20 protein-coding genes are annotated in these 23,687 nt (G+C 64.6%); 10 read left to right on the top strand and 10 right to left on the bottom strand.

Going from position 1 to position 23,687, the window contains the following annotated elements; genetic code table 11:
* Nucleotides 1-119: 119 nt before the first annotated feature.
* Together ACSQ3Q_RS04825 and ACSQ3Q_RS04820 are read left to right on the top strand one after the other, a co-directional pair.
* Nucleotides 120-305 carry a DUF1328 domain-containing protein gene (locus tag ACSQ3Q_RS04825; RefSeq protein WP_436133274.1) on the top strand — a complete coding sequence of 62 codons (186 nt, stop codon included), beginning with the start codon at nucleotides 120-122 and terminating at the stop codon, nucleotides 303-305.
* A 34-nt stretch (nucleotides 306-339) separates the two neighbouring features.
* Nucleotides 340-798 (top strand): hemerythrin domain-containing protein, encoded by a 459-nt coding sequence (locus ACSQ3Q_RS04820; protein WP_436133273.1) that lies wholly within the window; start codon nucleotides 340-342, stop codon nucleotides 796-798.
* Between the two features lie 64 nt (nucleotides 799-862).
* On the opposite strand, the gene ACSQ3Q_RS04815 is transcribed toward ACSQ3Q_RS04820, so the two are convergent.
* Nucleotides 863-2,104, bottom strand: a complete 1,242-nt coding sequence (locus ACSQ3Q_RS04815; RefSeq protein WP_436133272.1) for a diguanylate cyclase — start codon at nucleotides 2,102-2,104, stop codon at nucleotides 863-865.
* 183 nt (nucleotides 2,105-2,287) lie between these two features.
* On the bottom strand, nucleotides 2,288-2,965 hold the full coding sequence (locus ACSQ3Q_RS04810) for an NUDIX hydrolase (RefSeq protein WP_436133271.1): 678 nt from the start codon (nucleotides 2,963-2,965) through the stop codon (nucleotides 2,288-2,290).
* Between the two features lie 179 nt (nucleotides 2,966-3,144).
* Between ACSQ3Q_RS04810 and ACSQ3Q_RS04805 the strand changes: the two genes are divergently transcribed.
* From ACSQ3Q_RS04805 to ACSQ3Q_RS04780, 6 genes are all read left to right on the top strand, one after another.
* Entirely contained in the window at nucleotides 3,145-4,002 is an 858-nt protein-coding gene (locus tag ACSQ3Q_RS04805) for a cysteine hydrolase (protein ID WP_436133270.1), read from the top strand.
* 128 nt (nucleotides 4,003-4,130) lie between these two features.
* Nucleotides 4,131-5,330, top strand: a complete 1,200-nt coding sequence (gene pncB, locus ACSQ3Q_RS04800) for a nicotinate phosphoribosyltransferase (RefSeq protein ID WP_436133269.1) — start codon at nucleotides 4,131-4,133, stop codon at nucleotides 5,328-5,330.
* 303 nt (nucleotides 5,331-5,633) lie between these two features.
* Nucleotides 5,634-7,334, top strand: a complete 1,701-nt coding sequence (locus tag ACSQ3Q_RS04795) for an NAD+ synthase (protein WP_436133268.1) — start codon at nucleotides 5,634-5,636, stop codon at nucleotides 7,332-7,334.
* Between the two features lie 117 nt (nucleotides 7,335-7,451).
* The gene (locus tag ACSQ3Q_RS04790; RefSeq protein ID WP_436133267.1) at nucleotides 7,452-8,492 is read left to right on the top strand and encodes a bifunctional nicotinamide-nucleotide adenylyltransferase/Nudix hydroxylase; all 1,041 of its coding nucleotides are present in this window, start codon (nucleotides 7,452-7,454) and stop codon (nucleotides 8,490-8,492) included.
* Between the two features lie 174 nt (nucleotides 8,493-8,666).
* On the top strand, nucleotides 8,667-9,038 hold the full coding sequence (locus ACSQ3Q_RS04785) for a hypothetical protein (RefSeq protein WP_436133266.1): 372 nt from the start codon (nucleotides 8,667-8,669) through the stop codon (nucleotides 9,036-9,038).
* Complete coding sequence (locus ACSQ3Q_RS04780) at nucleotides 9,038-9,526, top strand: T6SS effector amidase Tae4 family protein (protein WP_436133265.1); 489 nt, start codon at nucleotides 9,038-9,040, stop codon at nucleotides 9,524-9,526. Before ACSQ3Q_RS04785 ends, ACSQ3Q_RS04780 begins: the two co-directional genes overlap by 1 nt.
* A 226-nt stretch (nucleotides 9,527-9,752) precedes the next feature.
* On the opposite strand, the gene ACSQ3Q_RS04775 is transcribed toward ACSQ3Q_RS04780, so the two are convergent.
* The 6 genes from ACSQ3Q_RS04775 to ACSQ3Q_RS04750 form a co-directional block, all read right to left on the bottom strand.
* Entirely contained in the window at nucleotides 9,753-11,276 is a 1,524-nt protein-coding gene (locus tag ACSQ3Q_RS04775) for a methyl-accepting chemotaxis protein (protein WP_436133264.1), read from the bottom strand.
* Nucleotides 11,277-11,594: 318 nt separating this feature from the next.
* Complete coding sequence (locus ACSQ3Q_RS04770) at nucleotides 11,595-12,851, bottom strand: Zn-dependent hydrolase (protein ID WP_436133263.1); 1,257 nt, start codon at nucleotides 12,849-12,851, stop codon at nucleotides 11,595-11,597.
* A gap of 23 nt (nucleotides 12,852-12,874) precedes the next feature.
* A complete protein-coding gene (gene hydA, locus ACSQ3Q_RS04765; RefSeq protein ID WP_436133262.1) occupies nucleotides 12,875-14,326 on the bottom strand; it encodes a dihydropyrimidinase in 1,452 nt (483 codons plus the stop codon).
* A gap of 70 nt (nucleotides 14,327-14,396) precedes the next feature.
* Nucleotides 14,397-15,851 carry an NCS1 family nucleobase:cation symporter-1 gene (locus ACSQ3Q_RS04760; protein ID WP_436133261.1) on the bottom strand — a complete coding sequence of 485 codons (1,455 nt, stop codon included), beginning with the start codon at nucleotides 15,849-15,851 and terminating at the stop codon, nucleotides 14,397-14,399.
* 214 nt (nucleotides 15,852-16,065) lie between these two features.
* Nucleotides 16,066-17,376: an NAD-dependent dihydropyrimidine dehydrogenase subunit PreA gene (gene preA, locus ACSQ3Q_RS04755; protein WP_436133260.1), complete on the bottom strand. Its 1,311-nt coding sequence runs from the start codon at nucleotides 17,374-17,376 to the stop codon at nucleotides 16,066-16,068.
* A gap of 51 nt (nucleotides 17,377-17,427) precedes the next feature.
* Nucleotides 17,428-18,798, bottom strand: coding sequence for an NAD(P)-dependent oxidoreductase (locus ACSQ3Q_RS04750; RefSeq protein ID WP_436133259.1), 1,371 nt, complete (start codon nucleotides 18,796-18,798; stop codon nucleotides 17,428-17,430).
* Nucleotides 18,799-19,161: 363 nt separating this feature from the next.
* On the opposite strand from ACSQ3Q_RS04750, the gene ACSQ3Q_RS04745 reads away from it, so the two are divergent.
* On the top strand, nucleotides 19,162-19,875 hold the full coding sequence (locus tag ACSQ3Q_RS04745; RefSeq protein WP_436133258.1) for a TetR/AcrR family transcriptional regulator: 714 nt from the start codon (nucleotides 19,162-19,164) through the stop codon (nucleotides 19,873-19,875).
* 290 nt (nucleotides 19,876-20,165) lie between these two features.
* Here the strand turns inward: ACSQ3Q_RS04745 and ACSQ3Q_RS04740 are convergent, their stop codons facing one another.
* Nucleotides 20,166-21,059 carry a LysR family transcriptional regulator gene (locus ACSQ3Q_RS04740; protein WP_436133257.1) on the bottom strand — a complete coding sequence of 298 codons (894 nt, stop codon included), beginning with the start codon at nucleotides 21,057-21,059 and terminating at the stop codon, nucleotides 20,166-20,168.
* Between the two features lie 131 nt (nucleotides 21,060-21,190).
* Here ACSQ3Q_RS04740 and argC point away from each other — a divergent pair, with 131 nt between their 5' ends.
* Nucleotides 21,191-22,114 (top strand): N-acetyl-gamma-glutamyl-phosphate reductase, encoded by a 924-nt coding sequence (argC, locus tag ACSQ3Q_RS04735; RefSeq protein ID WP_436133256.1) that lies wholly within the window; start codon nucleotides 21,191-21,193, stop codon nucleotides 22,112-22,114.
* 170 nt (nucleotides 22,115-22,284) lie between these two features.
* On the opposite strand, the gene ACSQ3Q_RS04730 is transcribed toward argC, so the two are convergent.
* Complete coding sequence (locus tag ACSQ3Q_RS04730) at nucleotides 22,285-23,541, bottom strand: styrene monooxygenase/indole monooxygenase family protein (protein ID WP_436133255.1); 1,257 nt, start codon at nucleotides 23,539-23,541, stop codon at nucleotides 22,285-22,287.
* Nucleotides 23,542-23,687: the final 146 nt, after the last annotated feature.

Raw genomic sequence — 23,687 nt, 5'->3', positions numbered from 1 at the left:
CTCCTACAGCCGCGACCCGCCCGTACTGACGGCCGCACAAAGGCTCCTCCCCTATCGTTCCACCACACCCTCTTGCGGCCCCACGCTGCTAAACCAACCCCTCCTTAGGAGCGACTGCCATGCTGAAGTACGCCATCATTTTTGCCCTGATTTCCCTGGTTGCAGCTGCACTCGGTTTCACCGGCGTGGCCGCTGGCGCTGCAGGCATTGCCAAGGTTCTGTTCGTGATCTTCCTGATCATCGCCGTGGTGTTCGTGGTCCTGGCCGCTGTCGGTGTGGGCGCGGCACGCAAGGTGCTCAAGTAAGCGGCACGGCACTTCATCGAACACCAGGACTTCCATGGCCCTCAATATCTTCGAAGCGCTGCGCGAAAGCCACGAACGCCAACGCGAGCTGTACCGGCAGCTGGTCGACACCAGCGGCGACACCCCCGAGCGGCGCGAGCTTTTCGAGCAGCTCAAAGCCGAACTTCTAGCCCATGAACTGGCAGAGGAGCGGCACTTCTACATCCCGCTGATGGATCACGACGCTGGAGTCGATCTGTCACGCCACGCAATCTCTGAACACCATCAGCTGGATGAACTGGTGGAGTCGTTGGAAGATGCCGACCCGGCAACGCCTACATGGCTGCCCCTGGCGAAGAAACTCGCGGAGAAGGTGGAGCATCACCTTGAGGAAGAAGAGCACAAGTTCTTCCAGATGGCGGGCAAGCTCCTGACCGAAAAGCAGAAGCTGGATCTGGCCAAGGATTACTTCGCCACCTACGAAGAATCCAAGGCCAAGGCCGCGACTGCCTGACCAACCACTGAATGCAGAGTGCCCGGGCTGCGGACCAGCCCGCGGCAGCGTACCGCCAGGTGCGTCAAACCGATTCTTCAGCCTGCACCACGCAGTTGCGGCCCTTGGACTTGGCCACATACAGCGCGGTGTCGGCGCGCTTGATGAGCGCATGCGCGTCTTCGTGGTGGTCCCAGGTGGCCACGCCAAAACTGGCGCTCACGTGCCCTACCGAATCAAACGGCACGCCGGCAATACGCGCCCGCACCGCTTCAGCCATGGCCATGGCGGCATCGACCGGGGTTTCCTTGAGCAGGATGATGAATTCCTCGCCGCCAAAACGCGCCGCACAGTCCGAGGTGCGCAGCAGCTCGCGCACGCGCAGCGCGGTGCTCTTGAGCACCACGTCGCCCGAGTCGTGCCCGAAGGTGTCGTTGATGCGTTTGAAGAAATCAATGTCGAACATCACCACCGACAGGCTGCTCTTCTTGATGCGCGTGTCGGCCATCTCGGTCTCCAGCCGCTCGAAGAACCGGCGCCGGTTCACGAGGTCGGTCAAGAAGTCCTTGGTCGCCAGGTCTTCCAGCTTGCTGTTGAGCCGCGCCATGGGCCCGATCACCAGCGACGACAGCGACAGGTTGAGCACCACGAACAGCAGCAAAAAGCTGCCCAGCAGCGCGGCCATCACGGTGTTGAACGTCTGGCGCGCCTTCTCGAGCGGGAAGTACATGGGCACCTTCACCACCTGGATGCCCACGGTCTCGTTCATGCCCCAGCCAAAGCCGTTCTTGTCGCCATACACCTTGAGCATGGTGGGTGGCGCCACGGCGGGCGTGCTGTGGCAGGCCATGCACTGGGCCTGCTTGATGGTGATGGGACGCGCCACGTACATCGCGCGGTGCATGCCCTCGCCCACCTCGCCCGTAACCTCTTTCTTGAGGTCGGACCGTCCTTCGCGGAAGTCGCCGATGATGCGCTCCTCCCACTCGTTGGCGCGGTCGCGCAGGTTGGTCGGGTTGAGCACCGCCTCCTTGTACTCATAACCCGGAAACCGGCTTTGCAGGCGGCGCAGGGTTTCGGTGGCGGCAAAGGCGGGCACGGTCTGGGGCAAGAACTTCTCGGCCAGCGTCACATCCAGGTGCGGCTTGACCAGCTCGGTGGTGTAGTCGCGGATGGCCATGGCCGCGTTCATCATCATCTGCGAGTTGTGCTGCACTTCCTCGATGGCCAACTGCTGCAGGAAGCGGTGCACATACGCCCCCGCACCGGCCGCCGCCACGAGCAGGACCACTGCCAGCACCAGGTTGAATTTGAGCCGCAAAGACATGGAAATCCCTCAGGTGCCGGCGCTCTGGGCCAGCTTGTTATTGGAAAGGACGGGCGCCCGGTGGGGCCCGCCCTGCCGCCCTGGCTGCAAGGATGCACCGGGCGATCATGGGAGGCAAAGTTTGCGTTTGTGCCAGATTTTGCGCAACAGGTCCAACACTATTGCGCCAACGCGCGCCGGCAGCTACAGCCCACGCTCGCTCAGCGACAGCTTGCGGCGGTAGGCCGGGCGCAGGCGGTACAGCTGGGCGGGGCGGTGGGCTGCGCCCGTTTGCAGCGCGCCCGGGATTGGCTCCAGCATCGCCAGTTCTTCCACCTTGCGCCGAAAGCTCACCTTGTTGATGGCCTCGCCCAACACCACCTCGTACACCGCCTGCAGCTGGGGCAACGTGAAGGGCTCAGCACACAGGTGCACCGGCAGCGACGAATACTGGCTTTTGCTGCGCACCCGCGCCACGGCCACCTCCACGATCTGGCGGTGGTCGAACGGCAGCGGCGGCAGGGCATCAACCGGCGCCAATTCAATGCGCCCCTCGGCTGCGGCCAGCAACTCCGGTGGCACCAGCGCGCAGTACGCCACCGCCACCGACCAGCCCCGCGGGTCCCGCACCGCGCCCGAGAACGTGGCCAGTTGCTCCAGGTACGGGCTTGCCAGCCCCGCCTTGTCGCGCAGCACACGCACCGCGCTGGCCTGGGCGTCGGCGTCTTCCTGGGCGTGCACATAACCGCCGGGCAGCGCCAGGGCACCTTCAAACGGCGCCCGATCCCGCCGCACCAGTGCCACCTGCAGCGCGTCGCCACGCAGGGTCAGCAACACCACGTCGACGGTGCAGATCACGGCGGGGGCAGGGGTGTCTTTCATGGGCGGCGAGGGGTTCATTGCAACTTGAGACAAACAAGGCTACCACTGCCGAAGCGCAAGGTGAAGATCATTCCCGATGATTGCCGTACCAACGACAACCCGCACAGAGCTATTAACACTAGTTAGTTGCATTTATGAATTAACTATACTAGACTGGAATCACCATTGAGGAGAAGACCATGGCCCGCAATATCCAGCTGCTGGTGATCGACCCGCAAAATGACTTTTGTGACCTGCCCGCCGACTGGCAACCCCACAACCCGGACGGCACCCGCACAGCGCCCAGCCTGCCCGTGGCGGGCGCCCACGCCGACATGCAGCGGGTGGCGGCGTTCATCCGCGCACACGCCGGCCAGCTCGATGCGATCACCGTCACGCTCGACTCGCACCAGCGTTTTGACATTGCCCATCCCGGTTTCTGGCAACAAGGCGGTGGCAAGGCAGTGGCCCCATTCACGCCCATCACCGCAGCGCAGGTGCGCGCCGGCGCCTTTGCCCCGCGCAATGCCGAAGCGCTGCCGCGCACTCTGGCGTACCTCGACGCACTCGAAGCCCAGGGCCGCTACACGCTCATGGTCTGGCCCGTGCACTGCGAGATCGGCAGCTGGGGCCACGGCGTGCATGCCGATGTGCTGTCTGCCTGTGGCGAGTGGCAACTGCGGCGCCAGCGCGCAGTGCACAACGTGTTCAAGGGCACCAACCCGTGGACCGAGCACTACAGCGCCACTGAGGCCGAGGTGGTGGACCCTGCCGACCCGGATACTGCGCTCAACACCCGGTTGCTCGCAGCGCTCGACACCGCCGATGTGCTCTACATCGCGGGCGAAGCCAGCAGCCACTGCGTGCGCGCCACCACCGAACACATCGTGCAGCACCTGCCTCGCCTGCAGGCCGCCGGCGCCCGGCCCGACCACATCGTGCTGTTGACCGATTGCATGAGCCCGGTGCCTGGCTTCGAGGCAGAGCACACCGCGTTCCTTGAGGCGATGCGTGCGCAGGGCATGCAGCTTGCAAATAGCAGCGAAATTAGCCTCTAGCGCTTGTTGGATAAGCACTTTTAGCTATCAATTTTGACAAACCCTGCACGCCCACCGTCTGAGGCACCACGCAGGCTCCATCCACCCGCTCCACCACTCTTGCGGCCCCAGCCTCACGAAGGACCACCATGAACCCCGTCATCACCAGCCTGCTCGACACCGACCTGTACAAGTTCACCATGTGGCAGGCGCTGCTGCACCGCCACCCCCAGACGCAGAGCGAGTACCGCTTTGTGTGCCGCAACCAGCCGCAGTACCCGCTGGCCGAACTCCTGCCCGAGGTGAATGCTGCGCTTGACCACCTGTGTTCCCTGCGCTTCACGAAGGGCGAGCTCGACTACCTTGCGGGCCTGCGCTTCATCAAGAGCGACTTTGTCGACTTCCTGCGCCTCTTCCAGTTCCAGCGCGACTTCATCGAGGCGCGGGCCGACGGCGACACGCTCAGCATCGTGGCCCGTGGTCCGCAGGTGCACGTGATGGGCTTCGAGATCTTCGTGCTGGCCATCGTCAACGAGCTGTACTTTCGCCGCTTCGATGCCGCAGCAGCCCTTGCCAGCGGCCGCGAGCGCCTGGCCACCAAGGTGCAACAGCTGCAGGACCTGGCCCAGCAGGCCACGCTGCGCCATCCGTTCGAGATCTTCGACTTTGGCCTGCGCCGGCGCTACAGCGGCGCGTGGCAGCGCGAGGTCGTGCAGACATTTGCCGAGCAGACGCCGCAGTGGTTCAAGGGCACCAGCAACGTGCTGCTGGCGCGCGATTTGAACCTGGTGCCCATCGGCACCATGGCGCACGAGTACCTGCAGACCTTTCAGGCGCTGGGCGTGCGACTGCGCGATTTTCAAAAGGCCGCGCTGGAAGACTGGGTGCAGGAGTACCGCGGCGACCTTGGGATCGCGCTCACCGACACCGTGGGCATGGACGCGTTCCTGGCCGACTTCGATCTGTACTTTGCCAAGCTGTTCGACGGCCTGCGGCACGACTCGGGCGACCCGGTGGCCTGGGGCGAGAAGGCCCTGGCGCACTATGCGAAGCTGCGCATCGATGCGCACACCAAGCGGCTGGTGTTTTCGGATGGCCTCACGCTCAATCGCGCGCTCGAGCTGTATCGCCACTTTGGCGACCGCACGCAGCTGGGTTTTGGCATCGGCACCAGCCTCACCAACGACATGGGCGACGCGCGGGAGATGAAGCCGCTCAACATCGTGATGAAGCTCACCCGCGCCAACGGCCAGCCGGTGGCCAAGCTGTCGGACACGCCGGGCAAGACGCTGTGCGACGATGAAACCTATCTAGCCTACCTCCGCCAAGTCTTCAACGTTGCTAACTGAGTGGCTGAGAAAACTCTCCTGGCGTCGTTGTTCCGTCTTGCCGTACCTCCGGTACTGTCTGCGACTGAACGCCCGGGGATTCTCTTCACGAATCACCGCGCCGTGGGCATCCGCGGGCTCGGGCGGTCTGCGGCGTTGCAAATACTCGCAATAGCTACAGCTATTGCTGCGTTTTGCGCCTTGCAGCCCCTCCCGATCCGCAGCGCCCACTTACCGCTTGATTCGTGAAGAGAATCCCTGGACCGCTTCGCTGAGTTTTTCAGCCACTCCGACGCGCTCTGCAGCACTTAAGGAAAAAGAAACATGCTCCGCATCACCATCGCTCAATTGAATTTCACCGTTGGCGACATCGAAGGCAACGTCGACCGCATGGTGGCCGCCGCGCGGCAGGCTGCGGCCGAGCAGTCCGATATCGTCGTCTTCAGCGAACTCTCGCTGTGCGGCTACTACCCCGGCGACATGCTGGACGAGCCCGAATTCATCGCGCGCGTGGAGGCAGGCATGGCGGCGCTGCAGGCTGCGTCCACCCATCTGCCCAGCCTGCACTGGGTGGTGGGCACGCCCACCCGCGCCAGCGGGCCCGGCAAGCGGCTGCACAACAGCCTGGTGGTGCTGCAGAACGGCGCCGTGCGCCTGCAGTACGCCAAGCAGCTGCTGCCCACCTACAACATCTTTGACGAGCGCCGCCACTTCGAGCCCGGCCCGGACGTGGCCAAGGTGCTGCGGATCGGCGCCGCCCAGGTCGGGCTGCTGGTGTGCGAGGACGGCTGGAACGACCACGGCGGCGACTACGTGGTCAACCCGTTCGTGCGCATGCGCGATGCGTCACCGGACCTGGTGATCAGCATCAACGCCAGCCCCAGCCACGTGGGCAAGCGTGAGCAGCGCCACGTGATGTTCGGCGGCTCGTCCAAGCGGCACGGCCTGCCCATCCTGTATGTGAACCAGATCGGTGGCCACGACCAGCTGGTGTACGACGGCGGGTCGTTCGCGGCCGAGCCGGACGCCGGCATCGTGTTTGAAGCGCCGCGGTTTGTGGAGGACGTGCGCACGCTGCAGTTCGACAACGGCCGCTTCATGATGGCCGACGGCCAAGCCCCGGCCAGCGTGCCCGCCGAGGGCATCCCCACCATGGAGTTCTACCGCCAGCAGATCGTGCTGGGCCTGTCGGACTACGCGCGCCGCTGCGGTTTCAAGCAGGTGGTGGTGGGCAGCTCGGGCGGCATCGACAGCGCCCTCACCCTGGCCTTGGCCGCAGAGGCGTTGGGGCCCGAGAACGTGGTGGGCATCACCATGCCCTCGCGCTACTCCAGCAGCGGCTCGGTCGATGACTCGGTACAGCTGTGCCGCAACCTGGGCATCCAGCTCCACACGCACCCGATTGCCGACCTGGTGGCGGGCTACGCGCAGCAGTACGAGGCGTCGTTTGGCCAGCCGCTGGCGGGCCTGCCGCTGGAGAACCTGCAGGCGCGCATCCGCGGCACGGTGCTGATGGAATACTCCAACGCCTTTGGCCACCTGCTGCTCACCACGGGCAACAAGTCCGAGATCTCGGTGGGCTACTGCACGCTGTACGGCGACACCAACGGCGGCCTGGGCCTGCTGGGCGACCTGTACAAGACCGAAGTGTTTGCGCTCTCGCGCCACGTCAACGAACACGCGGGGCGCGAGCTGATACCAGTGGCCATCATCGACAAGGAACCCTCGGCCGAACTGGCCCCGGGCCAGCGCGACGTGGACAGCCTGCCGCCCTACCCGGTGCTGGACGAAGTGCTCAAGCTGCTCATCGAGGGCGACCGCCTGTCGACCGCCGAGCACACCGCCGCGCAGGCCTTTGTGCTCAAGCTGCAAGAGGGCGATGCCGGCCGCGCGCTGGTGCAGCGCGTGCGCCGCATGGTGGCGCGCAACGAATACAAGCGCCGCCAGGCCCCACCCATCCTGCGCGTACGGCCCCGGGCGTTTGGCAGCGGGCGGCAGATGCCGATTGCGGCACGGTACGAATAAAACCCGCCCAGGTAGAATTACTCCTAAAACAATAGCTAGTAGCGCTTATCCGTCAAGCGCTGGCGGCCATTTTTGTTCATATTTGCCGCCCCCACAGCACCGCAGAGACACCTGCCCATGTACGACACCGCCATCTATATCGGCCGCTTCGAGCCCGTCCACACCGGCCACCTGGCCCTGCTGCAACGCGCGCTCGACAGCGCCCGCCAGGTGATCGTGGTGGTCGGGTCTGCCTGGCAGGCGCGGTCGCCCAAGAACCCCTTCACCTGGCAAGAGCGCGAGGCCATGCTGCACGAGGCCCTGCCCGCCGCAGACCGCGCCCGCGTGCGCGTGCTGCCGGTGCGGGACTACTACAACGAGGCCGTCTGGGTGCAGGCCGTGCGCCGGGGCGTGGCCGAGATCGCCGGCGCCAACGCCCACATCGGGCTGGTCGGCCACTTCAAGGACGCGACCAGCAGCTACCTGAGCGCCTTCCCCGGGTGGGAGCTCATTCATGTCGAGCGCCAAGGCCGCATCGACGCCACCGCCATCCGCGACGCGTACTTTGGCGCCACGCCCGCCACCGTGCAGGCGGCCCTGCAGCCGTTGGCCGATGAGATCCCGGAGAGCACGCTGGCCGCCCTGCTGCAATTTGCGCACACCCCACACTACCCCGCGCTGCAGGAAGAGTGGCGCATGCTGCGCGGCTACCGCGAAGCCTGGGCCGCCGCGCCCTACCCGCCGGTGTTTGTGACGGTAGACGCGGTGCTGCGCTGCCAGAACCAGGTGCTGCTGATCCGCCGCGCGCACGCGCCCGGCAAGGGCCAGCTGGCCGTGCCCGGCGGCTTCATCGAGCAGCGCGAAACCGTGTGGCAGTCCTGCCTGCGCGAGCTGGTGGAAGAAACCCACTGCGCCCTGCCCGAAGCCACCATGCGCGCCGCGCTGCAGTCCGTGGCCGTGTTCGACCACCCCGACCGCAGCCAGCGTGGACGCACGCTGACCCACGCGCATTACTTTGATCTGGGCGACGCGCCCTTCCCCGCCGTGCAGGCCGATGACGACGCGCTGCACGTGCAGTGGACGCCGATTGACCAGCTGGCGGGGATGGAAGAAGACTTTTTTGAAGACCACTTCCACATGCTGGATCACTTCTTAGGCATCACACAGCGCAACGGCTGATGCCTCGCCGCACCCCCTCACCGGTCTTTAAATACAACACTGCTGCATCTGTTTGTAAAAGCATTGTGAAACGCGTTAGGCGCGATATACCATTCCGGCGCTCTTAACCGCCCCGATTATTCGTGTTGCGATATTTTCTCGCACTCCCCATATTCATCACCAAGGAGTTAGAAGTTGAAAAAATTCCTAGGGGCGTTAGCTCTCGCTCTCGCTTTAATCTCCCCGGTGGCTGCGAATCCAATAATTATTCCTGGCGATAAAAATCAAAGACTGATTGCCAATAATCTATACCTTACAACTGATTCTCTTTTTGCCGCATACATGAGCGAGAATCTGGAGCAGAGAAGACTGGCAGAAATGTACGTAATTGGCGTTATAGCAAGTTCTGAGGGAGAGTCGTGGTGCGGGTTCAAAATAGCCTCGCCTGATGCAGTTCAGGAGCAGGTCTATATAGGATTGAAGAGCGCATCTGAAAAATTGCCAAAGAGCCGCCCCGCTGCGGCCATCAAATCCAGATTAAAAGAAATTCTTCCCTGTAAAAAATAATGAAGCCGGCATTTTCAACCTTACGATCAAATTATTACTCCTCCAGCGAACTTCAAACCAATTATGTGAGTGGAGAAAAACTCTATGCAGAAATTGGAATAGATCACGCAACTTTAATAAAGCAGAACCCCGCTTACATCAACACGTGCGCCACGCGCGTGAGTCTGGCATTATTAAAGTCAGGCGTAGGTTTTTCGGGAAGGTTGGCCGCAAAAACAGGGCCTCACAAAGGCCAGAAACTAGAAACCGGGGCCAAGTTGCTGGCAGATCAGTTTAAAAGACCTGATGTTTTTGGGGCGCCAGAAATATACAACTCAACGACTTTCCCAACAAAGGTCAAAGGACGCAAAGGCGTTGTATTTTTTTGGAAAATGTCTGATTATCAAGGTGGTCATATCGACCTAATCGACTCTTCGAGTGAATACATCGTCTGCTCCTCTGCCTGCTACTTCCAAGCCCAAGAGATTTGGTTTTGGCCATTGAAGTAGATACAGCAAGGCAACCAATCCAAGTACACGGTCAGAGACTGGCACGTGATTTCTCCAGTCGCGGACTGCTGTAGGCAGTGAAGGATCCCGATGCTGGCAAAGGCACGCCGGGATATGGCTTCCGTGGCTCAAAGCAAGCGACCTAGCCGACGGGCGAACATACCCGACAACATCCAGCCCGTCATAGGTCACCGGGGAAAGGACGAGGGTCCCCTCCACCCTGACGTCAGGCTACGCGGAACTGCCCCACCGTCTGCGACAACGCCGCCGCCTGCTGGCTGAGCGACTGCGCGGCGGCCAGGGCCTCTTCGACCAGCGCGGCGTTCTGCTGCGTGCCCTGGTCCATCTGCGATATCGCCTGGTTCACCTGGGCAATGCCTGCGCTTTGCTCGCTGCTGGCCGCGCTGATCTCGCCGACCATGGTGGTCACGCTTTTCACGCCCGCCACCACCTCGCCCATCGTCGCGCCCGCCTGCTGCACCAGCTGCGTGCCCACACCCACCTTGGCCACCGAGTCGTCGATGAGGCCCTTGATCTCCTTGGCCGCCGCGGCGCTGCGCTGGGCCAGCCCGCGCACTTCGCTGGCTACCACGGCAAAGCCCCGGCCCTGCTCGCCTGCGCGGGCGGCTTCCACGGCGGCGTTCAGCGCCAGGATGTTGGTCTGGAACGCAATGCCGTCGATCACACTGATGATGTCCACGATCTTGCGCGAGGACTGGTTGATGGAGTCCATGGTGCCGATCACCTGGTGCACCACGTCGCCGCCGCGCACTGCCATGTCTGAGGCCGAGCGCGCCAGTTCGTCCGCACGGCGGGCGTTGGCCGCGTTCTGCTGCACGGTGGCCGTGAGCTCTTCCATGGACGCGGCGGTCTCTTGCAAGGCGCTCGCCTGCGATTCGGTGCGCGCCGACAGGTCGCCGTTGCCCGCAGCGATTTCGGACGACGCGGTGGTGATGGAATCGGTGCTGTCGCGCACCTGCGTCACCAGGTGCGCCAGGTTGTCGCGCATCACGCGGATGGCGTGCAGGATGCTCGTGGTGTCTCCGGGCAGGGTCTTCACGTCCACGGCCAGGTTGCCTTCGGCGATCTGGGTCACGACCTCGGCCGCGTACTGCGGCTCACCGCCGAGCTGGTGCACCAGCGTGCGCAGCATCTGCCAGGCCATCATCGCAATCACCAGCATCAGCACCGCGCCGATGGACAGCAGGATGGCGGTGTTGCGCCAGAAGGCGTCTTCTATGTCATCCACATAGTCGCCAAAACCGATGATCCAGTCCCAGGGCTCGAACTTGATGATGGCGTAGAGCTTGTCCACCGGCTCCTTGGCGCCCGGGCGTGTGCCGGGCGCCGTGACCGTGCCCACGGTCACGCCCTTCAGCGCAGCGCGGTAGCGCACGCCGGCTTCCTTGCCGCCCTTCTCATCGACGATGCCGATGCGCTTGGGGTTGGGGTGCACGTAGTTCACGTCGTTGGCAAAGCCGCGCACGAAGAAGTATTTGTCCTTGTCGACAAAACTGCCGATGGTGCGCTCGGCTTCCTTGATGGCGTCCTCGCGTGACAGGGCGCCGCTCTTTTCCTTGTCGTGCGCCTTTTGCGCGGCCGCATGGGCCAGCACCACCAGGTTGGACAGCTGCGCGGTGCGCTCTTTCATCATCGACTGGTAGAGCGTGGTCAGCGCCACAGCAGACAACACCACCAGACCCAGCAAGGTCGCGGCACACAGCCACAGGATTCGGGTACGCAGCTTCATCGGTTACTTTTCAGAATACGAAATAATAAGTAACCATACGATACAGGCCAAAGCCCCGAGAGGCTGCCAAGACCGCCAAACCGTCACGGTCTTTTCATGAGGTTCTGATAGGGGCACATCGGCCCGCAGGCCGCGTGAGAACTTGGCTTGGCGCCCGCACGGCCGGCCGGTGTAACAGCTGCGGGATGTGGCGCACCCACAACGCAACGGCCTCTGACAGGCGCGAGCAGCGTGGGCCGCAAATCGCCGGGGCGGCCTGAGCCCCCACAGTCGGCGGATCAGGGCTCAGCGGAATCGGCCGAGCAGCGGATTGGCCGATCAGGTACCCGCCCGCTCCAGCATCGCGTGCATCAGCACGTTGCAGCCTGCCGTGATGTGTTCTGGCTTGGCGTCTTCGATCTCGTTGTGGCTGATGCCGTCTTTGCAAGGGATGAAGATCATGCCGCTGGGCGCCAGCTTGGCCATGTACACGGCATCGTGCCCCGCGCCCGAGACGGCGGGCATGTGGCTGTAGCCCAGCTTGGCCGTGGCGCGGGCCACGGCCTCCACGCATTCGCTGTGGAACACCTGCGCCGGGTAGCTGGACACCATCTCGATATGCACCTGCACGCCGTGCTCCTGCGCCACCTGGTGGGCCCGCGCCTTCACTTCTGCGGCCATCTGGTCCACGAGTTCGTCCGTGCTGTTGCGCAGGTCGATGCTGAACTTGACCCGGCCGGGGATGACGTTGCGGCTGTTGGGGAAGACCTGCACCATGCCCACGGTGCCGCGCCCATGCGGCGGATGGCGGTGGGCGGCAGCCACCACGTCCTGCATGATGTGGGTGGCGGCCAGCAGGGCGTCCTTGCGCAGGGCCATGGGCGTGGGGCCTGCGTGGGCTTCCATGCCGGTGACAGTGCAGTCGAACCAGCGGATGCCCAGCACGCCGCTGACTACGCCGATGGTCTTGTCGTTGTCTTCCAGCACCGGGCCCTGCTCGATGTGGGTCTCAAAGTACGCGCCGATGGGATGGTCGCCCGGCTCCTGGTCGCCGATGTAGCCGATGCGCTCCAGCTCGCCCATCACGGTCTTGCCCTCGGTGTCGGTGGCGGCGTAGGCATGCTCCAGCGTGAAGGCCTTGGCGAACACGCCCGAGCCCATCATCACGGGCACGAAGCGGCTGCCTTCCTCGTTGGTCCAGAACGCTACCTCGATGGGTGCCTCGGTCTCGATGCCGTGGTCGTTGAGCGTGCGCACCACCTCGATGCCGGCCAGCACGCCATAGTTGCCGTCGAACTTGCCGCCCGTGGGCTGCGTGTCGATGTGGCTGCCGGTCATGATGGGCGGCAAGCTGTTGTTGCGCCCGGGGCGGCGCATGAAGCCGTTGCCGATCTTGTCGATGGTGACGCTCATGCCGGCTTCGCGCGCCCAGCGGGTGACGAGGTCACGGCCTTGTTTGTCCAGGTCGGTGAGTGTGAGGCGGCAGACGCCGCCCTTGGGTGTGGCGCCGATCTGGGCCAGCTCCATGAGCGAATCCCACAGGCGCTCGCCATTGATGCGCAGGTTGTCGATGTCGGGTTTGACTTTGGTATCCATGGTGTTCTCCGGATGCTGGTCGGTTAGCGCGCGACGGCAGTGGGCGCCAAGTCGTGTGCACGCTTTTGCACTGCCTGGAAGTTGCTGCCGAACGCCGGGCGCTTGATGTAGCGGCCTTTGCCCATTTCAGCCCGCAGGTCGCCATGGGCAAACACCACGCGGCCCTGGCTGATGGTGTGGGTCGGAATGCCGCGCACGGTCCGGCCTTCAAAGATGTTGAAGTCGCCCTTGCTGAATTGGGTTTTGGCCGAGAAGGTCTTCGTGCCCTCGGGGTCCCACAGCACCAGGTCGGCGTCGGCGCCCTCGCCGATAAAGCCCTTGCGGGGGTAAATGTTGAACAGCTTGGCCGCATTGGCCGAGGTGATGGCCACGAACTCGCTGGGGGTGAGGCGCCCGGTGTTCACGCCGCCATCCCAGATGGCCGCCATGCGCTCTTCCACGCCACCGGTGCCGTTGGGGATCTTGGCGAAGTTCTCTTGGCCCATGGCCTTTTGCGCAGCGCAGAAAGTGCAGTGGTCCGTCGCGGTGGTGTGCAGCTGGCCGGACTGCAGGCCGCGCCACAGCGCCTCCTGGTGCACCTTGGGGCGGAACGGCGGGCTCATCACGTAGGCGGCGGCCGTGGCGAAGTCGGGGTCGCGGTAGACGCTCTCGTCCACTACCAGGTGCCCGGCCAGCACCTCGCCGTACACACGCTGGCCGCGCGCGCGGGCGCGGGCAATGGCGTCGGCCGACTCCATGCAGCTCACATGCACCACGTAGATCGGAACGCCCAGCACATCGGCAATGGCGATGGCGCGGTTGGCGGCCTCGGCCTCGACCATGGGTGGGCGCGACAGCGGGTGCCCTTCGGGGCCGGTGATGCCCATCTTGGCGACCTCTTGCTGCAGCAGGTACACCAGCTCGCCGTTCTCGGCATGCACGGTGGGCATGGCACCCAGCTCCAGCGCGCGCTTAAAGCTGTTCACCAGGGTTTCGTCGTCGCACATGATGGCGTTTTTGTAGGCCATGAAGTGCTTGAAGCTGTTCACGCCCTCGTCCTGCACCAGCGTGCCCATGTCGGCGCGCACCTGCTCGCTCCACCAAGTGATGGCGACGTGGAAGCTGTAATCGGCCGCCGACTTCTCGGCCCAGCCGCGCCACTTGCGGTAGGCATCCAGGATGGGCTCCTGCGGGTCGGGGATGACGAAGTCGATGATGCTCGTCGTGCCGCCAGCCAGCGCGGCGGCCGTGCCGGTGAAGAAGTCGTCCATGGTCACCGTACCCATGAACGGCAGCTGCATGTGGGTGTGCGGATCAATGCCGCCGGGCAGCACGTACTGACCACTCGCATCCAGGGTCTGCGCCCCTGCCGGCGCCTGCGCTGCCACGCCTTCGCCCACGGCCACGATGCGGCCGTCCACGCACAACACATCGGCTCGTTGTTCGCGGTCGGCATTGACCACGGTGCCACCGCGGATCACTAGGGCTTCGGTCATGAGGGTCTCCTTCAGGGATGCTCGTTCAAATCAGGCCTGCCCTGGCCGCTGGCGAGGGCAGGCCACGGGATCACTTCTTTTTGGCGGTCAGGTAGTAGTAGGTGCCGGCCACAGCCAGGCTGAAGAACCAGCCCGAGTCGAACAGCGTGAGCCAGATGGCGGGCATGCCCGCCTTGTCCACCACGCCAGACACCGCCAAGTAGCCGGGCAGGCAAGGCAGCACGCCCAATGCAAAGGCGATGAGCGCGTGCAGGTTCCAGCCATTGCTGTACTCGTACTCGCCGCCCCGGCGGTACAGGTCGTCCACCTTCAGCTCGCTCTTGCGCACCAGGTAATAGTCCACCAGCAGGATGCCGGCGATGGCGCCCAGCAGCGTGCCGTAGCCGCCCAGCCAGGTGAAGAGGTAGCCGCCCGAGGTGGCGAGGATCTTCCAGGGCATGAACACGAGCCCGATCAGCGCGGCAATGACGCCGCCCATGCGAAAGCTGATCTTCGACGGCGCGATCTGGCTGAAGTCATACGAAGGCGACACCAGGTTGGCGGCCACGTTGGTCGTCAGGTTGGCCAGCAGGATCACCAGCAGACCCAGGCCAGCTGCCACGCTGCCCATCTGGGTCAGCAGACCATCGGGAAACAACTGGGCCTTGCCATACAGGATGGCGGACGCCGAGAAGCCGATCACTCCCACCATGGAGAACAGCGCCATGGGCAGCGGCAGGCCGATGGCCTGGCCCACGACCTGGTCCTTCTGGGATTTGGCAAAGCGCGTGAAGTCCGGGATGTTGAGCGCCAGCGTGGCCCAGAAGCCCACCAGCCCCGTGAGGGCAGCCCAGGTCTTGGGCCCGCCCTCCACCACCTTGGCAGGCAGGTTGAAAAGTTGGCCCGACGGCACCTTCATCATCAACACCACAACGAACAGCACCGAGGCGCCAATCATCAGCGGCGCGGCAATGACCTCCAGCAGGCGGATGGACTCCGGCCCCTTCCAGATGAAGTAGATATGCACGGCCCAGAAGGCGAGGAAACACATGAACTGCGAGGTACTGATGGTCTCCCCGGCTGCCGGCCCCGCGAGGTTCATGCCCACGATGTTGAGGAAACCATGGAGCGCCAGCGCCCCAAAGTAGCAGTTGATGGAGAACCAGCCGCACGCCACCAAGCCGCGCAGCACAGCCGGCAGGTTGGCGCCCTTCACGCCAAACGACGCACGCGCCAGCACCGGGAACGGAACGCCGTATTTGGGCCCCACGCGGCCGATGAGCACCATTGGAATCAGCACGATGCAATTGGCCAGGAACACGAGCCACACGGCCATCTGCCAGGTGAAGCCCTGGTCCAGCATCGAGCTGGCCATGGTGTAGGTGGGCACACAGACCACCATGCCCACCCACAGCGCCGCGAAGTCCTTCCAGGTCCAATGCCGCTGCGCCGCGGTGGTGGGGAGCAAATCTTCGTTGGCGAGCGTGTTGATTGCGCTGGGCATGTGCCCTGCCGCGTGGGCAGTGCTGCCCGTACTGTTCGTCATGCCTGTACTCCTGTCAAAGACCTCTTGGGTTGCACACAACCCGCTACCTGGTCCGGCGCTCCGGTGCTCTCAGATGGCGGGCCAAAGGAAGCGAGCGATGCTATAGATCACGCAAGAACTGCACCAGATGCAGCGCAGCACGCGTTGCGAATGCGCACCACCGTGATGGCCAGATACTTCATTGCGCTAGGTTGCATTGCGTAGGTTGCCCGTTTCAGGCGGCTGCCGAAATGCGCTGCGGGTTGTTGGGGTGCGTGGTCCAGTTGGCGTACTCCCCCGTCACCGGGATGCCGGTCCGCGCATCCACCTCGCCGGGCGCCAGCGCGCGCATGGTGATGCACTCCGGCACCGGGCAAATCGACACGCACAGGTTGCAGCCCACGCACTCTTCTTCTTTCACTTCGAAGTGGCGCACACCGTCGACGATGGCCGTAATGGCCTGGTGCGACGTGTCTTCGCACACCACATGGCAGCGCCCGCACTGGATGCACGCATCCTGGTTGATCACGGCCTTTTCGATGTGGTTGAGGTTGAGGTTCTTCCAGTCCTTGACCGTGGGCACAGCCTGGCCCTTGAAGTCGTCGATGGTGGCGTAGCCATGCTCGTCCATGAAGTTGGACAGGCCGTCGCACATGTCTTGCACGATCTTGAAGCCATACACCATCGCCGCCGTGCACACCTGCACCGTGCCGCAGCCCAGCGCAATGTACTCGGCCGCATCGCGCCACGTGGTGATGCCGCCGATGCCGCTGATGGGCAGGCCGGCGGTCTGCGTGTCGCGCGCGATCTCGGCCACCATGTTCAGCGCAATAGGCTTGACAGCCGGGCCGCAGTAGCCGCCGTGTGAGCCCCAGCCATCGGTGCTGGGGCTCATGACCATGCGGTCCAGGTCCACGCCCATCACGGAGTTGATGGTGTTGATCAGCGACACCGCATCGGCCCCGCCCGCCTTGGCCGCACGCGCGGGCTGGCGCACGTCGGTGATGTTGGGGGTGAGCTTCACGATCACCGGCAGGCGGCTGTAGTGCTTGCACCAGGCCGTGACCATCTGGATGTACTCCGGCACCTGCCCCACTGCGGCACCCATGCCGCGCTCGCTCATGCCGTGCGGGCAGCCGAAGTTCAGCTCAATGCCGTCTGCACCGGTGTCTTCCACCAGCGGCAGGATGGCCTTCCAGCTCTGCTCTTCGCAGGGCACCATGAGCGAGACGATCATGGCGCGGTCGGGCCAGTTGCGTTTGACGCGCTTGATCTCTTCAAGGTTGGTGTGCAAGGGGCGGTCGGTGATGAGCTCGATGTTGTTCAGGCCAATCACCCGGCGGTCTTGCGACAGCAGCGTGGAATAGCGCGGGCCGTTGACGTTGACCACGGCCGGATCTTCGCCCAGCGTCTTCCAGACCACGCCGCCCCAGCCCGCCTCGAAGGCACGGGTGACGTTGATCTCTTTGTCGGTGGGGGGTGCGGAGGCGAGCCAGAAGGGGTTGGTGCTCTGGATGCCCAGGAAATTGCTGCGAATGTCTGCCATGGGGTGCTCCCGTGATTTGGGTCGGATTGCGGTGGGATGGCTGTGGCAGCGTCAGGCTACGAGTGCCACGGGCGCGCTCAGCGCTTCGTGCATCGACAGCGCGGCCACCTTGCCGTGCTCCACCGCTTCAACGGTCAGGTCGCGGCCGCCCACGCGGCAGTCGCCGCCAGCCCACACCCGGGCCAGGCTGGTGCGGCCGGCGCTGTCGGTGGCGATGCGGCCGCCCTCCAGCGTGATGCCCCTGCCCGCAGACTCGGCCACATAGGTCTGTCCGATGGCCTTGAGCACCATGTCGGCATCCAGCGTGAAGGTCTCGCCGGTGGGCACGAGCTTGCCCGCCGCATCGAGCGCCGTGGCGGCAAAACGCACGCCTTGCACGGCGCCGCCTTCGCACAGCACCTCTTGCGGCGCAGCCCAGTGGCGGATCTTCACGCCGTTGGTCTGTGCCCATGCCTGCTCCACATGGGATGCGGACATTGCGTCGGCACCCCGGCGGTAGACGATGGTCACCTCTTCGGCGCCCAGCTTGCGCGACTGCACGGCGGCATCCACCGCCGTCATGCCGCCACCGATCACCACCACGCGGCGGCCGACGGGCAGGGTCGACAGATCAGTGCTCTGGCGCAGCTCGGCGATGAAGTCCACCGCATTGCGCAGGCCCGTCGCCGTGGGCTCTGCGATGCCGAGGGCATTGACGCCCTGCAGGCCCAGGCCCAGAAAGACCGCGTCGTAGCTGGCCAGCAGGTTGTCGAGGGTGAAATCACGCCCCAGTTGCTGGGCAGTGCGCACCTCAATGCCGCCGATCGACAACAGCCAATCCACTTCCTTCTGCGCAAAGTTGTCGGTGGTCTTGTAGCTGGCCAGGCCGTATTCGTTCAGGCCACCCAGCTTGGGGCGCGCCTCGAACAGCACCACGTCGTGCCCGCGCAATGCCAGGCCATGGGCGCAGGCCAGGCCCGCAGGCCCCGCGCCCACCACCGCCACGCGGCGGCCTGTGGAGGCTGCGCGCTGGAACATCGGCGCACCCGGGTTGGCAAAGAAGGCATCGGTCGCGTAGCGCTGCAGCGAGCCGATCTCTACCGGCTTGTCCTCGTTGGTGTTGCGCACGCAGGCCTGCTCACACAGCACCTCGGTGGGGCACACGCGGGCACACATGCCGCCCAGGGGATTGGCCTCCAGGATCGCGCGGGCCGCGCCGCGGTTGTTGTCCTGCGCGATGCGGTGCACAAAAGAGGGGATGTCGATGCCCGTGGGGCACGCGGTGGCGCAGGGCGCGTCGTAGCAGTAATAGCAACGCTCGGCTTCGATCAGCGCCTGGGGCCGGGTCAGCGGCGGGTGCGCATCGCCAAAATTGGTGGCGTAGTCGGCGAGGTTCAGGCGCGCGGCATGAATGCCACAGGCACGGCTTGCGGGTGTGTCCATCAGAGTTCCTCCGAGAGGGTCGGGGTGGGGAGCCTGGCAGGTGCGGCGTGCAGCACGGCGCGGCCTGGAGCTTTTTGGCAGTTGTCGCAGTTGCGGCAGCCATGCCGCGTGCCAGCCAACGCAGCGCAAGCCAGGGTGCTTGCGCCCGCGAACTTCGGAGGTTTCATCGGGAGGTCCTCGCTGTGGGGTGCAGGTGCCCGCTGCTTTGATGTGCCGCGGTGCCCTGCGATGGGGGCCAATTTACCAACGCGTAAAAATTTACCAATTGGTAAAATCCCTACAGCAAGCGCCATGCCAGGCGTTTCGTGTCCTTTGCAAGCCTTTTGCAGGTTTTTGGCGCGCGGCTTGTTCCACAATGGTGCAATGACAGCCGCCCGCCCCCTCAAAGCCAGCACCGCCCGCCCCGCCCCCACCACCCGGTCCAAAGGCCCCACCGCCGCTGACGAGGCCGCACCCCGGGCACCCACCGCGTCACGCCTGCTCAAGGAACAGGCCATGCTGGCCGAGGCAGAGAACCACTTTGCGCAGTTCGGCTTCGAAGGCGCGTCGCTCGAGAACATCGCCGCCGCCATCGGCATCAGCCGCCACAACCTGCTGTATTACTTCCCCAGCAAGGAGGCGCTGTACCAGCGCGTGCTGGACGATGTGCTGACCCAGTGGCTCGCCGGGATGGAAGACCTTTCGCACAGCGACGACCCGCAGCAGGCGCTGCGCCGGTACATCCGCGCCAAGCTCCAGTACTCGCGCACGCGCCCTCAGGGGGCCAAGGTGTTCACCAAAGAGGTGATCGCCGGTGCGCCACGCTACGGCCAGGCCATCATCGACCGCGTCGGGCCGCTGCTCAAGACCGAGGTGCGCACCTTCGAGCGCTGGGCGCGCGAGGGCCGCATTGCCAAGGTGAACTTCACGCACCTGATGTTCATCATCTGGTCGGTGACGCAGGCCTACGCCGAGCAAGAGGCGCAGTTCGCCCTGCTGCTGGGCAAGGCCGCGCTGACGGAGCGCGATTACGAGAAGGCCGAGGAGCTGATCATCCGGATGGTGCTCAGCGCGCTGTCGCCGGACGCCGTGGCCTGAACGCACTGCAGGACGCTGGCTGACTGCCAGAGCCTTCGCAAGACATACCGGGCCCACGCGCGCTGCCGAGCTGCCCACGAGATGCGCCGCCGTTTGGCAGACCCGCCATCCGAGTGGGCGGCCGCTGGGTGCACGCCTAACGATTCACAGTCATTTGCTACTGTTTTTATAGCTAAAAGCGCTTATTAAATAAGCGCTGGCAGCACTTTTTATTCATATTCTGGCTGCACAGCGACCTAGCGCACGCCCACTAACGCCCGCACCGGGGCGCGCCGGACAACCTGTCTTGTTCACGCCTGGCGCTGCTGCCGCAGCACATCCAGCACATGCTGCGTCGCCCGCTCCACGGCCCCCGCCCGGTGCGCGATGCCCAGCGGGCGCCACAACGCGGGACGCACGGGCAGCATGCGGATCCGCGGGTCGAGCGGCGTGGTCGCGGATGGTGAAGCTTCGTGCGGAAGCAATGTCGCGCCATAGCCCGCGGCCACGAGGCTCTTGATCGCGTCGTTGTAGTTGAGCTGAATGCGCGCCTTCGGGTGCTCACCTGCCAGTGCAAACCATTCCGCCGTCAGCCGCGACAGGCTTGTGCCCACGTCGTTGAGGATCAGGGGCTGGCCTGCCAGCCACTTCGGTGTGGCGCGCTGGGGCGCAGCCCAGGCCGACGGCACAAACGCAATCACCGGGTCGCGCCGCCAGGGCTCCACCTTGACACCCTGCACCGCGCCTTGCGGCAGCGCGACCAGCCCCACATCCAGCGAGCCATTGGCCAGGCGCGCCATGGTGTCGTGCGACGTCAGCACTGCCACGTGCACATCGATGCCAGGGTGGTGTTGGCCCAGCACCTCCAGCGCCTGCGGCAGCAGGTGGGCGATGGCCCCGGTGGACGCACCCAGGCGCACCCGACCGGCCAGGCCCAGCACCTGGCGCTGTACGGCCTCGAGCGTTTCGTCCGCGTCGGCCAGCAGGCGGCGCGCCCGTTCGACCAGCGCCTCCCCCACGCCCGAGGGATGCACCTCGCCGCGCTTGCGCACCAAAAGCGGCGCGCCGAAGAGCGCCTCCAGGTCCGCGATGTGCAGGCTGACCGTGGGTGCCGCCAAGTGCAGCACCCGCGCGGCCTCGGCGAACGACCCCAGATCGGCAATGGTGACCAGCGTGCGCAGCCGGTCGAGGTTGAGTTCGCGCATGACGTTCAGCCGATCTGACTTTGGTGTTTATGAAATTCAACTTTTCAAAGTTTACGGTGGCACCGAAGATTCGGCATTCCCTTTTGTTCTTGTCCTTTTTTGTTAGCCATTCACTGGCACCGGAGCACCCCATGAGCGCACCCCTTGTTTTTATCGACGGCGACCAAGGCACCACCGGCCTGCAGATCCACGAGCGCCTGCGCGGGCGCACCGACCTGCAGCTGCTGACCCTGCCCGAAGGCGAGCGCAAGGACCCCGCCCGCCGCGCCGAGGCCATCAACAGCTGCGATATCGCCATCCTGTGCCTGCCCGACGGGCCCGCACGCGAGGCGGCAGCGTCCATCGTCAACCCCGCCGTGCGGGTGATCGACGCGAGCTCCGCCCATCGCACGGACGCGGAGTGGGTCTACGGATTTCCCGAGATGAGCACCGAACAATCCGCACGCATTGCGTCCGCCCGGCGAGTCACCAACCCCGGCTGTTATCCCACCGGCGCCATCGCCTTGCTGCGGCCCTTGGTACAGGCCGGGTTGATCCCGGCCGACCACCCGATAGCCATCCACGCGGTGTCTGGCTACTCAGGCGGCGGGCGGGCTCGCGTGGACCAGCATGAAGGCGCAGCGGCAGTGCAGGCACCTGCGTTCCAGGTGTATGGGCTGAAGCTTGCGCACAAACATACGCCAGAGATCGAAAAACACGCCCTGCTCACCGAGCGCCCCTTCTTTCTGCCCGCCTACGGCGCGTTCCGCCAAGGCATCGTGCTGACCATTCCCCTGCTGCTGCGCCAGCTACCCGGTGGTGCCACCGCGGACCAACTGCAGGCCTGTCTGCACGACCACTACGCAGGGGCGAGGCATGTCGAGGTGGTGGCGACCGAGGACGTTCAGGCCACCGAGCACCTGGACCCGCAGGCACTGAACGGCACCAACCAGCTGCGGCTCTCGGTGTTTGCCAACCCGCAGCATGGGCAGGTGCTGCTGTCGGCAGTGTTTGACAACCTGGGCAAGGGAGCTTCAGGGGCCGCGGTGCAGAACCTGGATTTGATGCTGGGCTGAGTAGCTGGTGTGAGCGCCATTGCGGTGAGCCCCTCTCAGCGTGGCGCCGTCCGTGTGGTCACGATGGTGACGGCGCCCACCAACCGGCGCATGGCGCATCCGAGTTCATCACCAGCCGCATGGGGCTGGCCGTGCGCGCAAGCCAGAGGGGGAAGATCGCCGGCCCTGGTTCAAGCCGGCGCCAGTTCGCGTGCCAGGTATTCCGAGGCTTTGCCTGGCGACATGAAGAAGTTGACGTAGTCGCGCGGGTCGTTGAAGCCGTTGACAAACCGTTTGGCGACCGAGGGCGCCGAGCCAGCGGCGCCGAGTACCTCCAGCACATGCGCAGGCGGCGGCTGCAAGAGCGCGTTGGTCCAATTCACGACATGCTCCGCGTAGGCCCAGAAGTCATCGAACGCTCGCTGCATGAATTCCGCATCAAAGGGCGCATCTCCCTGCGCCACTATGGCCTCGTAATAAGCGTGAGCGCACTTTGATGCGTTATTGGCGCCTTGGCCGGTGATCGGATCGTTCAGACACACGACATCGCCCATGCCGAGCACTGGAGTGCCGGAGGGCAATCGTCCCACGGGATGGCGCACTGTCGGCGCAAAGCGGCCGACAAGCCGGCCGTTGTCGTCGGTGAGTCGAACGGCATCGCAGCGCCGAGCCTCCCACGGCAAGAACGTCTCCAGAATCCACTTTGACTTGGCAAGATGCTCCTGGGGCGACTGCACGTCGGCCCAGCAGTCCATTGGCCCACCCGGCACGCCTTCGAACACCATGATGTCGCAAGGCCCGGTGTGGGTCAGTGCCGGAAAGACAAAGTATTCGCCCACGCCCGGAATCAAGTTGAAGCTCACCGCCGAATACTCGGGGCGCGGGGCCATACCGTGCACATAGGTGAGCGCAAGGGCGCGCTGCGGTGCAGTGAATGGTGATTTTTCGGCGTCTCGTTCAAAGAGGCCAGAGATGTCACCCTTGCCCGCGGCGACGATGACCAATTCGTATTCGACGGCCCAGCGCTCCAGCTCCGGGGTGCCGGCCTCCATCCACAGCACTGTCCCACCCCTTTCCTCAAACAGTGCCATCCACGCTGGGATCTTCATCCTCTGGTCGACGGACTGTGCCGGATGGTCCAGCCGATGGCCCCAGTCGAGCAGCTTCGCTGCGGGCTCACCAGGATTCGGGATGGCCAGCGCAATGCCCTCCACGGGTGGACACGTTTCGTCCCACAAATTGAGGCCCAGAGCACGCTCGAGTTGAAGGCTCGCGTCAAACATGCACTGACTGGACATCACCCGGCCAGAGCGAATATCTTGCGCCGAGCGGTTAGAGACCACGGTCACATCGTCGCCCCGACGTTGCAGTGCGAGCGCCAGCTGGAGTCCCGCCTGACCCGCTCCGACGATCATGATTTTGCGGGGGCGCGAAGTGGTGTATTTCATGGCTGCCTTTTGGAGGATGTTCGGTTCAACAACGTGGAGCAGGGACTCTAGGCTTTGCCCACGGCGTTGCACCAGCCGCTTGGCGCATCGGCCTGCCGCAACGCGAAATTTCTCACGCATGCCCCTCGTAAAAGCGCCCCTCCCCG

It is taken from the genome of Acidovorax sp. LjRoot129 (genome assembly GCF_964253765.1).
In the GTDB taxonomy this organism is placed as follows: domain Bacteria; phylum Pseudomonadota; class Gammaproteobacteria; order Burkholderiales; family Burkholderiaceae_C; genus Acidovorax.
Note: the sequence above shows the minus strand (reverse complement) of the source record. Positions and strands in the feature narration are given on the sequence as shown.

Bases quoted from the DNA above. Each gene is read 5' to 3' on its own strand.
- ACSQ3Q_RS04825 (WP_436133274.1), top strand. From the start codon at position 120: ATGCTGAAGTACGCCATCATTTTTGCCCTGATTTCCCTGGTTGCAGCT.
- ACSQ3Q_RS04820 (WP_436133273.1), top strand. From the start codon at position 340: ATGGCCCTCAATATCTTCGAAGCGCTGCGCGAAAGCCACGAACGCCAA.
- ACSQ3Q_RS04815 (WP_436133272.1), bottom strand. From the start codon at position 2,104: ATGTCTTTGCGGCTCAAATTCAACCTGGTGCTGGCAGTGGTCCTGCTC.
- ACSQ3Q_RS04810 (WP_436133271.1), bottom strand. From the start codon at position 2,965: ATGAAAGACACCCCTGCCCCCGCCGTGATCTGCACCGTCGACGTGGTG.
- ACSQ3Q_RS04805 (WP_436133270.1), top strand. From the start codon at position 3,145: ATGGCCCGCAATATCCAGCTGCTGGTGATCGACCCGCAAAATGACTTT.
- pncB (WP_436133269.1), top strand. From the start codon at position 4,131: ATGAACCCCGTCATCACCAGCCTGCTCGACACCGACCTGTACAAGTTC.
- ACSQ3Q_RS04795 (WP_436133268.1), top strand. From the start codon at position 5,634: ATGCTCCGCATCACCATCGCTCAATTGAATTTCACCGTTGGCGACATC.
- ACSQ3Q_RS04790 (WP_436133267.1), top strand. From the start codon at position 7,452: ATGTACGACACCGCCATCTATATCGGCCGCTTCGAGCCCGTCCACACC.
- ACSQ3Q_RS04780 (WP_436133265.1), top strand. From the start codon at position 9,038: ATGAAGCCGGCATTTTCAACCTTACGATCAAATTATTACTCCTCCAGC.
- ACSQ3Q_RS04775 (WP_436133264.1), bottom strand. From the start codon at position 11,276: ATGAAGCTGCGTACCCGAATCCTGTGGCTGTGTGCCGCGACCTTGCTG.
- ACSQ3Q_RS04770 (WP_436133263.1), bottom strand. From the start codon at position 12,851: ATGGATACCAAAGTCAAACCCGACATCGACAACCTGCGCATCAATGGC.
- hydA (WP_436133262.1), bottom strand. From the start codon at position 14,326: ATGACCGAAGCCCTAGTGATCCGCGGTGGCACCGTGGTCAATGCCGAC.
- ACSQ3Q_RS04760 (WP_436133261.1), bottom strand. From the start codon at position 15,851: ATGACGAACAGTACGGGCAGCACTGCCCACGCGGCAGGGCACATGCCC.
- preA (WP_436133260.1), bottom strand. From the start codon at position 17,376: ATGGCAGACATTCGCAGCAATTTCCTGGGCATCCAGAGCACCAACCCC.
- ACSQ3Q_RS04750 (WP_436133259.1), bottom strand. From the start codon at position 18,798: ATGGACACACCCGCAAGCCGTGCCTGTGGCATTCATGCCGCGCGCCTG.
- ACSQ3Q_RS04745 (WP_436133258.1), top strand. From the start codon at position 19,162: ATGACAGCCGCCCGCCCCCTCAAAGCCAGCACCGCCCGCCCCGCCCCC.
- ACSQ3Q_RS04740 (WP_436133257.1), bottom strand. From the start codon at position 21,059: ATGCGCGAACTCAACCTCGACCGGCTGCGCACGCTGGTCACCATTGCC.
- argC (WP_436133256.1), top strand. From the start codon at position 21,191: ATGAGCGCACCCCTTGTTTTTATCGACGGCGACCAAGGCACCACCGGC.
- ACSQ3Q_RS04730 (WP_436133255.1), bottom strand. From the start codon at position 23,541: ATGAAATACACCACTTCGCGCCCCCGCAAAATCATGATCGTCGGAGCG.